The sequence below is a fragment of the Gordonia sp. 11cp genome (assembly GCF_057767225.1).
In genome coordinates this window covers 725,290-737,606 of the sequence record NZ_CM173437.1, presented here as the reverse complement: position 1 = coordinate 737,606, position 12,317 = coordinate 725,290, and the positions used below count along the sequence as shown (strand labels likewise).

Genomic DNA, 12,317 nt, shown 5'->3' with positions numbered 1-12,317 from the left:
TAACGGCTGTGACCTGGCCTGAGTCCCAAATTTTGTGTGGCCGACGACACAGCGGTTTCTGTCCTGGTCTGGACATGAGTCGACCCCACTCGGGTGGCGTGGTCGCCGGCGAGCGGGGTCGGTCGGAACGGTGGAACGGGAGGTGTCAGGCGGCGCGGCCGGGGACGGTCTGCCGGAGCCGGATCAGGCCGTCGCGGATCCGGGACTTGACGGTCGGCAGGGCCACCTCGAGGTGTTCGGCGACCTCCCGGTAGGTGAGTCCGTGGAAGTAGGCGAGTTCGATCGCCTGTCGCTGCAGCGGGGTGAGTGTCTCCAGGCCGGTGTGGATGAGACGGGCGATCTCGCGCCGCTCCACCGACTCGCTGACCTCGTCGATCTCGCGGCCGGTGTCGGCGATGCCGTAGGCGACGGTGCGGCGGGTCGCGGCGGACTCCGACCGGACGCGGTCGACGGCGCGGCGGTGCGCGAGCGTCAGAATCCAGGAGAGTGCCGAACCGGAGGCGGCGTCGTAGGCATCGGCGTTGCGCCAGACCGCGAGGAAGGTTTCCTGCGTTGCCTCTTCGCTGTACCCCGGGTCGCGGAGCACGCGCAGCGTCATGCCGTAGACGCGGTCACAGGTTGCGTCGTAGAACTGCGCGAACGCGTCCATGTCGCCGGTCGCCACCCGGGCGAGGAGGGCGCTCAGATCGGTGTCTTTCATCACGAAGCTCCTTGCCGCAGATGTTGGTGACGCTCTCGGAGTCCGCTCCGGCGATCACTGCCCGGGGTGTCCTGCGATGCGATGTGTCCAACGCTAGGCGGGCCACCGTCGGAAGTGATCATCGCGAGACACAACGGGATGGATTCGCAATGCTTGGTAACGGTGAGATAACGGTGGCGATCGAGGCCTCATACCGGCGATGAGCAGGGATGTCGGCGTCGCGGAGTAGCCTCCTCGCGACGAGAGGGACATGCATGCCTGACGACACGATAACGATCGCCGACGGCCGGGCGCGCTGCTCGTGGGCGGCGCGCGAGCCGGAGACCACCTACCACGACACGGAGTGGGGTTTCCCGGTCGCGGGCGACACGGCGTTGTTCGAACGCGTCTGCCTCGAAGGTTTCCAGTCAGGGCTGAGCTGGCGGACCATCCTGATGAAGCGGGACAACTTCCGTGCGGCGTTCGCCGGATTCGACATCGAGCAGGTGGCACGGTTCACCGATGCCGACGTCACCCGGCTGCTCGGCGACGCCGGCATCATCCGGCACCGCGGCAAGATCGAGGCGTCGATCAACAATGCACGACGCGCCGTCGAACTCATCGATGAGCACGGGTCGTTGGAGTCGTACTTCTGGGGTCACGCGCCGAGCGGGGACCATGTGCCGGGCTCGATGACGACCTCACCCGAGTCGGTCGCGTTGTCGAAGGACTTGAAGAAACGCGGCTGGCGGTTCGTCGGTCCGACGACGATGTTCGCCCTCATGCAGGCGACGGGGATGGTGAACGACCACGCATACGGCTGCGTGATCCGTGCGGAGGTGGACGCGGCGCTGCGGGACGCGCACCCACAGAAATTGTAGACAATCCGACAATGTGTCATCATCCCTGCATGACGGCCCAGATCGGCATCGGGATGGTGTGTCCGTTCGACATGGCTCTCGATCGTGAGCTGTGGCGATGGATGCCGGATTCGGTGTCGTTGTATTTCACCCGCACCGGCTTCATCGACGCGCCGGTCGACGTCGAACTGTGTCGCGACCTGAACAATCACGCCGAGATCGCCGCTGCGGTGCGAGCCGTGTCGTCGGTTCGACCGCGTGCGTTCGGCTACGCCTGTGCGTCGGGCAGCTTCGTCTACGGGATGGCCGGTGCGCTCGAGATCTCGAACTGCATGGTCGCGGCCGGTGCCGACCGGGCGGTGACGACCTCCGAGGCATTGATCCGCGCACTCGACGCGCTGGACATCGGCACGCTCTCCGTCGCCACCCCGTACACCGCGGCTCTCACCGGATTGCTGTGTGACTTCCTCGCCGAGTCCGGCCGGAGCGTCGTGGCGCAGGCCGGACTCGGTCGAGACCACGAGATCTGGACGATCCCGTACCACGTGACCGCCGATCTCATCCGGGCCGCGGACCATCCCGACGCCGATGCCATCTTCGTGTCCTGCACCAACCTGTGGACCTACGACATCCTCGCCGGCCTCGAAGACGAGCTCGGCAAGCCGGTCCTGTCGGCGAATCAGGTCACCGCCTGGGCGACCCTCCGCGACGCCGGGGTTCTCGGAGAATTCACCGGGCCCGCAGGCTCGTCGAGCGGCCATGCGCAGGCACTGTTTGCCCGTAGCATTGCCGCATGACCTCGAGCGCGGCGACATTCGGCGAAGCAGGCACCGCCAAGTACGTGAACCTGACGACCTACCGCAAGGACGGAACCCCGGTGACCTCACCGTTGTGGGCGGCGCTCGACGGCGACCGCCTGGTCATGTGGACCGTCGCGGACTCCTGGAAGGTCAAGCGTCTGCGGCGCGACGCCCGTGTGGTCGTGCAGGCCTGTGATGTGCGGGGAAACAAGACCTTCGGCGCACCCGTCAGCGGTACCGCCGAGGTGCTCGACGAGGCCGGCAGCGACCGCGTGAAGCAGGCGATCGCTCGCAAGTACGGACTCCTCGGCAAGATCAGCATCTTCGGCAGCAAGATCCGCCGCGGCAAGCACGGCAGCGTCGGGATCGTGATCACGCCGGTTGCGTAGCCCCCGGACCCGGATCATTCGGCGCGGCAGCGAGAACCCGGGCGATTGACGTCTGAATTTTAAGGTCCTACCATAATACCGTTCAACGACGGAGGGACTGAGACGTGGCTGGTGTGTGGTTCGACGAGTTGGTCGTGGGGCAGACGTTCGAGCATCCGATCCGACGAACGGTGACCGAGACCGACAATGTCCTGTTCACCGCGATGACCCACAACCCCGCGCTGCTCCATCTCGACGAGGAGTACATGAAGGGGACCGAATTCGGTCAACGAGTCGTCAACAGCGCCTTCACTCTGGGTCTGATGGTCGGGATCTCGGTCGGCGACACCACCCTCGGTACCGCCGTGGCGAACCTGGGGTGGGATGAGGTCCGTTTCCCCAAGCCGCTGTTCCACGGTGACACCATCCACGTCGTGACCGAGGTACTCGAACTGCGCGAATCCAAGTCTCGGCCCGACCAGGGGATCGTCGTGTTCTTGCACAAGGCCTTCAATCAGCACGGCGATGTCGTGGCCTCGTGCAAGCGAAGTGGTCTGCAGCGAAAGCGTCCGGCATGACCAGGCCTCTTCGCTCGTTCCTGTTCGTACCCGGTGACAGCGAGAAAAAGCTCGCGAAGATCGAACAGTCGACCGCCGATGCGGTGATCCTCGACCTGGAGGACGCGGTCAGCGGAAGCCGGAAAGACGTTGCGCGCGAACTGGTCGCGGAGTTCATCCGGTCTCACCGGTCGGATGGCGGATCCCCCCAGCTGTGGGTGCGGATCAACCCGCTCGATTCCGGATTCGCGCTGGCGGACATCGCCGCGGTCGTGCCCTCGGCGCCGGCCGGACTGGTGATCCCCAAGATCGACGGGCCGGCCGACGTCGTGCGAATCCATCACTACCTGGAAGCCCTCGAATCAGCGAATTCCATTGCAAATGGCGCGATTCGGGTACTTCCGGTAGCGACCGAGACTGCCATCGCGCCGTTCCGGCTGGGGGACTTCGCGGCTGCCGGGCTGTCCCGCCTCTATGGACTCACCTGGGGCGCCGAGGACCTGAGTGCGGCCCTCGGCGCGTCGACGAACCTGGCGCCGAATGGTCAGTGGGAGAACACCTACCAACTCGTCCGGTCCCTGACGCTGATGGGTGCGCGGGCCGCCGACGTCGAGGCGGTCGAGACGTTGTATGTCGACATCCGTGACGATGAGGGCCTCGCCGAGACCTCGCGCCGCGCTCGTGCGGAAGGGTTCAGCGGCCGGATCGCGATCCATCCGGCGCAGGTGGACACCATCAACGCGGCCTTCACCCCGACCGCCGCCGAAGTGGAGTACGCGACACGCGTTGTCGAAGCCTTCGCCGCCGACGTCGGCACGGTGGCACTGGATGGGCGGATGCTCGATCTCCCTCATCTGAGGCAAGCGCAGCGTGTTCTGGCGCTACGTGCCGCGACCGACGCGTAGGAGAACCCGTGCCCCTCTGACGTGGTGGGCCGAATCGACAATGTGCGGGAGGTCGCGATGCGTGCGGTGATGATGACCCGGTTCGGCGGACCGGAGTCCTTGGTGTACGGGAACATCGACGCGCCCGCCGCGCGACCGGGCTGGGTCGACGTGGACCTGCGAGCCAGCGCGTTGAACTGGCACGACGTGCTCGTCCGACGGGGCCGTTACAACTCGCCGCTGCCCCATGTCCCGGGTGCCGACGGCGCGGGTGTCCGCGCCGACACCGGCGAAGAAGTTCTCGTTCTGCCATCCCTGTTCTGGGGCAATCGATCCCAGGCGCCTGGTGCGGAGTGGGAGATCCTCGGCGACACGACGAGAGGGACCTACGCCGAGCGTGTCAGTGTCCCCGAAGAATGTCTGGCACCCAAACCCGACTCCTATTCCTGGGAGCAGTCGGCCGCCCTGCCGCTGGTGGGGGTGACGTGTTTTCGAGCGCTGATCACGCGTGCGGGTCTCACGGCGGGAGAGTCGCTCCTCATCGTCGGCGCCGGCGGCGGGGTTGCGACGATGGCCGTGCACATAGCGGTGGCCGTGGGTGCGCACGTGATCGTGGCCGGCTCCACCGCGTCCAAGATCGAGCAGGCGCAGCACGCGGGCGCCGCCTCCGGCGTGCTGCACGGCGCCGACGACTGGCCGGCGCAGGCAAAGCGACTGTCGCCCGGGGGCGAGGGATTCGACGTGGTGCTTGATCCCGTCGGACTCTGGGATCGATCGGTCGACGCCCTTCGCCCCGGCGGGCGGTTGGTCGTGCTCGGCGCGAACGTCGCCGAAGAGGTGCGAATGGACGTGCGCGGCTTCTATTTCGGTCAGTACAGCCTGCTGGGCACGACCATGGGCGGTCCCCAGGATTTCCGCGGATTGCTCGATCTGGTCGCGGAGGGCGGGGTGCAACCGCCCCCCATCGCGCGCACATTCCCGCTCGCGGATGCGGCGGAAGCACATCGGGCGATGGAGGCCGGGTGGTCGTACGGGAAGATCATCCTGGTCCCGTGACCGGCAGGCCGACGCGCAGGGCGGTCACTCGTCGGCGTCAGTGCGCTCGCGCCCGAGGATCTGGATCAGATCCTCGTGCAACTCCATCCAGACATCGTGGTACGACCCCGACATCGGACGAGCCAGCGCGGCGGTGTCACCGGTCTCGAATGCTCCCAGGGCACGTTCGAACCGGGCCTTGTAGGTCGCCATTCGGGGAATCGCCTTCGCCGCCAGGTCGAGAACCTCATCGACGTTGGCGTTCAAAGCCTTCAAGTCGGGCAGCACGACCGTGATGTCCCCGTCCGCCTCGGTCTGCCACTTGGTGGTCAGTGCCTTGAAACCACGGTTCGGTCCGAGAAACGCCTCGTAGGTGGCACTGAGCTCGGTGAGATCGTCGGGAACATTGTCCGTTCGCAGGGACTGATGACGCTCACGGCCGGCGGCGGTGAGCATATAACCCTGCACCCTTCCACCGGTTCGGTGGCGGGCGCGCTCGTTCTCGACTGCCGCGCCGAGGATGTCGGTGACCAGATCGACCTCGAGGCCGGTCGACTCGGCGATCTCCTCGGGTTGGGTCATGCCCTTGATGCGGAGCGCGTGCAGGACCTCGAACTCGTCGTTCTCGTTGTAACTCATGAAGATTCCTCTCCGGTATTCCGGGTCGATGCTCGGTCGGTCAGTCGCGGTCGAGGGTGAGCGCGTTGCGCTCGCCGACACCGACCCCGTCGGTGCGGTGGTGTGCGATGTACTCCGGCGGCCATGCACATTCGATGTATCCGACGCCGTCCACGCCGTCGACCGTGGTGTACATCGCCGCCTCGTGGATCCAGAGCCGAGGACTGACCGGCCACTGCAGATCTGCGCCCTGACGGCAGGTGACCTCCGTGGTGCGGCCCTCGTCATCGTGGATCGTGGCGCGGACTTCGGTGTGCACGAACCGCTCGTCGAAGGTCATGTCCGCGTCCATGTCGGTGATCGTGGCGATCACCCCGTCCTTCTGGACGTAGCCATGCAGAGTGGTCTTGCCGAAGTACTGGAGTTCCATGGCGTGGATGGCGGTGTCGCCGTCGGTGAGGATGTTCCACCACTTCCAGTGCGTCGCGCCGCCCCAGTCGCGCATACCCCAGGAATGATCGCGGTGTGCGTTTCCGGCCAGCTTGTGCTCGACCCCGTCGATGGTGAGCGTGCCCACGACGTGGCCACCCTGTTCGGTGCGGTCCCAGGCCAGCCACTGCGGACAACCGTTGCGGTTGGCCGCGAAACCAAAGGACGGGTTGAGCCCTGTCCATTCGTAGTCGACCGCCACACGTTCGCCCCGGAACGCGATCGTCGACTTCATCATGTCGTCGGACAGGGTCAGACGTCCCGGGCCGACCTGCCAGTCGTCGAAGGTCATCGAGTCCGGCACACCGATGTTGTCGTGGACTTCGAAGATCGGATCGCCCACTCCGGGACCGAAGACGATCAATGCCGACCCCGCGCGGCCCTGGCCGTCGGGCCCGTTCGCGTGCACCCACGTGTAGAAGATGACGCCCAGTTGAGCGGACGGGATCGGGACGAGGTACGCGAGCGACTCGCGGACATCGGGGTGGGCGTCGGCGTCGAAGAAGATGTGTCGGCGCTCGGCGCCGTTGTCGAGCAGGTTGATTCCCATGTGATTCCTCTCGTCTACCGGCGGACGTTCGTCAAGGCTGTGTTCATCGGGGCTGCGTTCATCGCGGTTGGGGCGTGAGCACGACCCGTAGTGCCCGGCCACTCTGTTGTGCCTCGACCACCTCATTGATCTCGGACAGGTCTGCGGTTGCGGTGATCAGTTTCTCCACCGGTAGACGACCGGTGCGCCACAGCCCCACGAGCATCGGCAGGTCCCGGTGCATGCTGATGCCGCCGTGAAAACTACCGGTGAGCTTCTTGTCGTCGTGGAAGAGTTCGTAGGCATTGATCTCCACGACCTGATTCGGGCGCCCGGCACCGACCACGGTCACGGTGCCTCCTCGGCGGACAGCCTTCCACGCGCTGCTCACCGTCGCCGGGGACCCGACGGCGTCGATGACCACGTCGAGGCCGCTGAGCTCGTCGAGCCGGTCGGGGTCGATCCCCTCGGTGGCCCCGACCTCCTTCGCCAGAGCCTGCCGCTCCGGCATCGGGTCGATGGCGATCACACGCGCCGCGCCGGCGACCACCGCTCCCATGACCGCGTTGAGTCCGACTGCGCCACAACCGACCACGGCAACGTTGTCGCCCGGTTGGACGCGGGCGCTCCGGAGCGCCGCGCCGACGCCGGTCGGAACGGCACAACCCATCATCGCGGCGACGGGGAACGGAACGTCATCGTCGATGCGGACAACGGCGTTTGCCGGTACGACGGTCCGCTGGGCGAAGGTCGAGGTGGCCATGCCCTGATGGATCTCGGTTCCGCCGACGCTGAGCGGAGACGCCCAGGCCGCACCCTTGCCCGCACGCTTGTCCGCCGACGAGCGCCGGTTGGCGCACAAGTAGTCGTCGCCGCGGCGGCACGGCGCACACTTGCCGCACGGTGGAACCCACACCAGCACAACATGAGTGCCCACCTCGACGGAGTCGACGCCCGCACCCACGGCCGTCACGATCCCGGCGCCCTCGTGCCCGAGTACGACGGGGGTGGGCTGCCCGAACGCAGTCGTCAAGGAGAGGTCCGACGCACACACCCCGCAGCTGTGGAGGTCGACCGCAACCTGGCCCGGGGCGGGATCGGCGATCTCGATCTCCTGGACCTCGAACGGCTTGCCGGGGCCCCACATGACCGCTGCTCTCATTGCGTCTCTCTTTTCTCGAGAAGTTCAGGATTGGTAGTGGATCGAGGTGAACTGCAGGTAGGCGGCCAGGCCCTCGGCGGCGAACTCGGTACCCAACCCGCTGTCCTTGTGACCACCGAAGGGCGCTGCCGCATTCGAGCCGTAGTGGTTGATACCGACGTTCCCCGTCGCGAGTCGTTCGGCCACGGCGGTCGCACGTGTTTCGTCGGTGCCGAACACGGTGGCGGCCAGTCCATATGGCGAATCGTTGGCGATCGCCACGGCGTCGTCGATGTCACGGTAGGGAATCACCGACAGAACCGGTCCGAAGATCTCTTCACGCGCGATCGTCATCTGCGGGGTGACATGGGAGAAGACGGTGGGTTCGATGTAGAAGCCCCGGTCGAAGCGGGTGGACACGTCGCCACCGGTCACCGCCTTGGCGCCCTCGGCGTGACCGGCGCTCAGATAGCCCGCGACCCGATCGCGCTGTCGAGCCGAGACAACCGGACCGAAGAACGTGGCCGGATCGAACGGGTCACCCATCGGCGCCGCTGACACGATCTCGCCGGCCAGAGCGGCGATCTCGTCGTGCCGGTCCGCGGGAACCAGCAGGCGCGTGCACGCCTTACAGGTCTGACCGGTGTTGCGCATGGACACCCGCAACAGGTTGCGGGTGAACACATCGCGGTCGAAGTCGTCGAGGACGATCGCCGGCGACTTGCCGCCGAGTTCGAGGGTCACCGGTCGTAGGCGCTCGCCGCACGTACGGGCGATGACACGCCCCACATCGGTCGACCCCGTGAACGAGATCTTGTCCACGTCGGGATGCCCGACCAGCGCGGTACCTGCCGCCGTGGAACCGGTCACAAGATTGACGACGCCCTCAGGAAGGCCGGCTGCCGCAACAGCTTCCATCAGCGCGCGCATGGCCATCGGTGTCTCGGGGGCCGGTTTGATCACCACGGTGCAACCCGCCAGCAGTGCCGGACCGAGTTTGATGATGATCAGGCCGAGCGGGAAGTTCCACGGTGTGATCAGTCCGGCCACGCCCACCGGGACACGACGCACGACGGTATGACCGGGGGCCATCGGGTTCGGCCGGTCATCCACGGCGTCGAGCGTGGCGGCGAGTTCGGCGGTCAGCCGGAGATGCGCCGCGCTGTGCGACGGCGCTGCTCCGCTCTCCGCGATCGGGGTGCCGTTCTCGGTGGTGATGATCTGCGAGATCGCCACTGCGCGGGCGTCGAGCTCGTCTGCCAGCCGGCGCAGGACCGCAGCCCGGTCCGCCGGGCTGGTGGCAGACCAGGCGGGGAACGCACTCCGGGCGGCCCGGACGGCTCGATCCACGTCGTGCTCGTCACCGTCAGGGACCGAGGCCCACACTTCTTCGGTCGCCGGGTTGACCACCTCGGTGCGCGCGGCCGAGTTCGACCGAACCCATCGGCCACCGATGAAGACGTCGTCGTGAACATCCATGTTCTCGCTCTTCCGTAGACTGTTCAGGCGCTCGCCGCGGCCGCTGCATTGCGCTTGGCGGCGAAAGCCATGGCCGCATCCCAGCTTCCACGGCGGGAGATCTGCACGCGGTACTTCATGATGTCGCCGCGACGGTTGACGGCGAGGGCCCCGATCAGTCGATCGCCGTCGCGATACAGGGCGACGAGGTCGTCGGAATCCCAATCACCGCTGACGATGTGGGGTTCGCCGACAGGGAGTCCCGCGAACTGGATTCGGTGTCCGTACCAATCCGACCAGAAGTACGGCACGTGCTGATAGGCGGAGGCGTCCGCCGGGGCCAGCAGGTTCTCCATGGCGTGGACGGCCTGTTCGCCGGCGTTCGTCCAGTGCTCGAGCCGCATCGGCGCGTCGAACAGCGGATTGGTCCAGCGTGCCACATCGCCTGCAGCCCACACGTGTTCGTGTGCACGCAATGTCTCGTCGCAGACCACTCCGTTGTCGATCCGCAACCCGGAGCTGGCCAGCCAGTCCGTCGCCGGGTCGGCACCGATACCGACGACCACGAGGTCGGCCGGGATCTGCGTGCCGTCGGCCAGGCGAACGGCCTCCACGCGCTGGTCTCCGACGAGTTCGGCGACCGCGACTCCGCAGCGGAGATCCACCCCGTGACGCGCGTGCATTCTCGCCAGTCCGCTGCCGCCGGCCTCGCCGACCGCACGGACCAGCGGTGTCGGCGCTGCCTCGAGGATGATCGGCTCGAGCCCGCGTTTCACCGCGGCCGAGGCGACCTCGGCGCCGATGAAGCCGGCGCCGATGACGACGACTCTGGCGCCGGAGTCGAATCCGTCCCGGATGGCGCGCGCGTCGTCGAGGTCGCGCAGAACGTGCACCCCTGCCAGATGCTCGGTTCCGGGAAGTCGCCGGGCGCGGACACCGGTGGCGATCAGCAGGGCATCGAAACCGATGGGGCCGTCGCTCGTGTGGACTTCGCGGCCGTCTGGGTCGAGACCGGTTGCACGAGTGCCGATCCTGAGATCGAGTGCCAGCGTCTCGGCGAGGTCCTCGGTATCGGGGAACTCGTGCGCGGTGGTCAGTGGACCCGCCTCGAGATAATCCTTCGACAGCGGGGGACGGTCGTAGGGCAGGTGGATCTCGTCGCCGATCAGAGTGAGCTCGCCGGTGAACCCGACTTCACGGGCCGTCTGAACGGCCCGGAGCCCGGCAAGGGAGGCGCCGACGACGACGACGTGTTCGGGCTGTCCACCGGTCATGCGGGGGTCACCTCCTGTTCCCGCGCCCAGTCCTCTATGCGGAGAAGCTGCGGCAGACGTTCGGCGACAGCGCTTTCGGCTTCCTGCAGTGATCCCGAGACGGCGCCGATCCATACGCATCCGGCCGCGCCGTCGATGGTGATGACGTCGCCGGCACGGACGCTGAGGCCGTCGTCCGATCGGATCTCGTCGCCGGTGATCGTGAGGCTGTCCGCTCCGACGACGGCCGGGACACCCCAGCCGCGGGCGACGACCGCGGCGTGGCTGACGAGTCCACCGCGCGTGGTGAGAATCCCCACCGACGCCGACATGCCCGCGACGTCCTCGGGACTCGTGCTGGTGCGGACGAGGATGACGTCGTCGTCGGCACACATCGCGTCGTCCGCGGTGAGCACGACCCGTCCGGAGACCCGTCCGGGAGATGCGCCGAGTCCCGCGGTCAGCAGCGTGACGCCCTCCTCGGGTCGGTGAGCCTCGGCGGCCACCTCGGCGCGTGCACGGGCTCGAAGCGATTCGGGCACCCGGGCGAGAACCTCGGACGGACTGAGAGCGATCTCCGGATCATCAGCCAGATCGACGGCGATCCGCACGGCGGCTACCGCTCCGCGCTTGCCGATGCGGGTCTGCAGAAGCCAGAGTTTGCCGTTCTCCACGGTGAACTCCACGTCGCACACGTCGCGATAGTGCACTTCGAGCCTCCGGAGCGCCGTCAGCAGATCGTCGTACGCGTCGGGCTGGTGCTCGGCCAGGAAGACCAGGGGCTTGGTGCGAGAATTGCCCGCGACCACGTCCTCGCCCTGCGCGCAGGGAAGGTAGTCCCCGAACGGGGTGGCCTCACCGGTGGAGGGGTCACGGGTGAAGACGACCCCGGTGCCCGAATCGGTGCCGCGGTTGCCGAACACCATCGCCTGCACGTTGCACCCGGTGCCGATGTTCTCGTCGATGCCCTCGTGCCTGCGGTAGGCACGAGCCCGGTCGGAGCCCCACGAACGGAACACCGCCTCGATGGCCTCGCGAAGCTGCTGGACCGGGTCGCTCGGGACCGGACGTCCCGTCGCGGCGAGGATCTCCTCTTTCAGGCGCGCGACGTGCGCCTTCAGCTGGTCGGTGGTCGCCCCCGCGGGGGCCTCCGTCAGCGAGCCGTGACCCACCCCCATGACCGTGCCGGCGAACATCTCCAGGAAACGCCGGTAACTGTCCCAGGCGAAGTGATCGTCCCCCGAGCATCGCGCCAGGCCGACCACGGTCTCGTCGTTCATCCCCAGGTCGAGGACGGTGTCGAGCATGCCCGGCATCGAGACGGGGGCGCCGCTTCGCACCGCCACCAGCAGTGGGTCGACCGGATCGCCCAGGCGTCGTCCCATCAACCCGCCGAGCCGCTCGACGTGCGCGTTCAGCTCCGCGTCCAGGTCGGCGGGCCAGCCGTTGTCGAGGTACTCGCGGCATACCGGGACAGCGATGGTGAATCCCGGCGGCACGTTGAATCCCAGCGCGGCGGTCATCTCTGCCAGGCCGGCCCCCTTCCCCCCGAGTAGGTGGCCGAGGTCGCGGGCAGGCACATCATGGGCATGGTCGAAGGGGTAGACACCAGTCACCGTCGCCTCCATCTGGTTTGGTCAGACCGT

13 protein-coding genes are annotated in these 12,317 nt (G+C 67.2%); 6 read left to right on the top strand and 7 right to left on the bottom strand.

Going from position 1 to position 12,317, the window contains the following annotated elements:
* Positions 1-145 precede the first annotated feature (145 nt).
* Positions 146-700 (bottom strand): ECF RNA polymerase sigma factor SigK, encoded by a 555-nt coding sequence (gene sigK, locus AC3B6C_RS03075; RefSeq protein WP_010840798.1) that lies wholly within the window; start codon positions 698-700, stop codon positions 146-148.
* A 254-nt stretch (positions 701-954) separates the two neighbouring features.
* Between sigK and AC3B6C_RS03070 the strand changes: the two genes are divergently transcribed.
* The 6 genes from AC3B6C_RS03070 to AC3B6C_RS03045 all read left to right on the top strand — a co-directional run bounded on the left by AC3B6C_RS03070 (position 955) and on the right by AC3B6C_RS03045 (position 5,204).
* Positions 955-1,560, top strand: a complete 606-nt coding sequence (locus AC3B6C_RS03070; protein ID WP_014928085.1) for a DNA-3-methyladenine glycosylase I — start codon at positions 955-957, stop codon at positions 1,558-1,560.
* A gap of 29 nt (positions 1,561-1,589) precedes the next feature.
* A complete protein-coding gene (locus AC3B6C_RS03065; protein WP_488374877.1) occupies positions 1,590-2,336 on the top strand; it encodes a maleate cis-trans isomerase family protein in 747 nt (248 codons plus the stop codon).
* Positions 2,333-2,728 (top strand): PPOX class F420-dependent oxidoreductase, encoded by a 396-nt coding sequence (locus AC3B6C_RS03060; protein ID WP_488374876.1) that lies wholly within the window; start codon positions 2,333-2,335, stop codon positions 2,726-2,728. The genes AC3B6C_RS03065 and AC3B6C_RS03060 overlap by 4 nt, the downstream gene beginning before the upstream one ends.
* Before the next feature lie 104 nt (positions 2,729-2,832).
* Entirely contained in the window at positions 2,833-3,285 is a 453-nt protein-coding gene (locus AC3B6C_RS03055) for a MaoC family dehydratase (protein ID WP_488374875.1), read from the top strand.
* Positions 3,282-4,169: an HpcH/HpaI aldolase/citrate lyase family protein gene (locus AC3B6C_RS03050; RefSeq protein ID WP_488374874.1), complete on the top strand. Its 888-nt coding sequence runs from the start codon at positions 3,282-3,284 to the stop codon at positions 4,167-4,169. The genes AC3B6C_RS03055 and AC3B6C_RS03050 overlap by 4 nt, the downstream gene beginning before the upstream one ends.
* 57 nt (positions 4,170-4,226) lie before the next feature.
* A complete protein-coding gene (locus AC3B6C_RS03045) occupies positions 4,227-5,204 on the top strand; it encodes a quinone oxidoreductase family protein (protein ID WP_488376211.1) in 978 nt (325 codons plus the stop codon).
* 24 nt (positions 5,205-5,228) lie between these two features.
* Here AC3B6C_RS03045 and AC3B6C_RS03040 read toward each other — a convergent pair whose 3' ends face one another.
* Genes AC3B6C_RS03040 through AC3B6C_RS03015 form a run of 6 tightly spaced genes read right to left on the bottom strand, consistent with a single transcriptional unit; the run spans position 5,229 to position 12,299 of the window.
* A complete protein-coding gene (locus AC3B6C_RS03040; RefSeq protein ID WP_488374873.1) occupies positions 5,229-5,822 on the bottom strand; it encodes a MarR family transcriptional regulator in 594 nt (197 codons plus the stop codon).
* A 40-nt stretch (positions 5,823-5,862) separates the two neighbouring features.
* Complete coding sequence (locus tag AC3B6C_RS03035; RefSeq protein ID WP_488374872.1) at positions 5,863-6,840, bottom strand: DUF7064 domain-containing protein; 978 nt, start codon at positions 6,838-6,840, stop codon at positions 5,863-5,865.
* Positions 6,841-6,898: 58 nt separating this feature from the next.
* A complete protein-coding gene (locus AC3B6C_RS03030) occupies positions 6,899-7,981 on the bottom strand; it encodes a Zn-dependent alcohol dehydrogenase (protein ID WP_488374871.1) in 1,083 nt (360 codons plus the stop codon).
* A 24-nt stretch (positions 7,982-8,005) separates the two neighbouring features.
* Complete coding sequence (locus AC3B6C_RS03025; RefSeq protein ID WP_488374870.1) at positions 8,006-9,439, bottom strand: aldehyde dehydrogenase; 1,434 nt, start codon at positions 9,437-9,439, stop codon at positions 8,006-8,008.
* Between the two features lie 23 nt (positions 9,440-9,462).
* Positions 9,463-10,692 (bottom strand): NAD(P)/FAD-dependent oxidoreductase, encoded by a 1,230-nt coding sequence (locus AC3B6C_RS03020; RefSeq protein ID WP_488374869.1) that lies wholly within the window; start codon positions 10,690-10,692, stop codon positions 9,463-9,465.
* Positions 10,689-12,299 carry a pyruvate, phosphate dikinase gene (locus tag AC3B6C_RS03015; protein ID WP_488374868.1) on the bottom strand — a complete coding sequence of 537 codons (1,611 nt, stop codon included), beginning with the start codon at positions 12,297-12,299 and terminating at the stop codon, positions 10,689-10,691. Before AC3B6C_RS03015 ends, AC3B6C_RS03020 begins: the two co-directional genes overlap by 4 nt.
* Positions 12,300-12,317 lie beyond the last annotated feature (18 nt).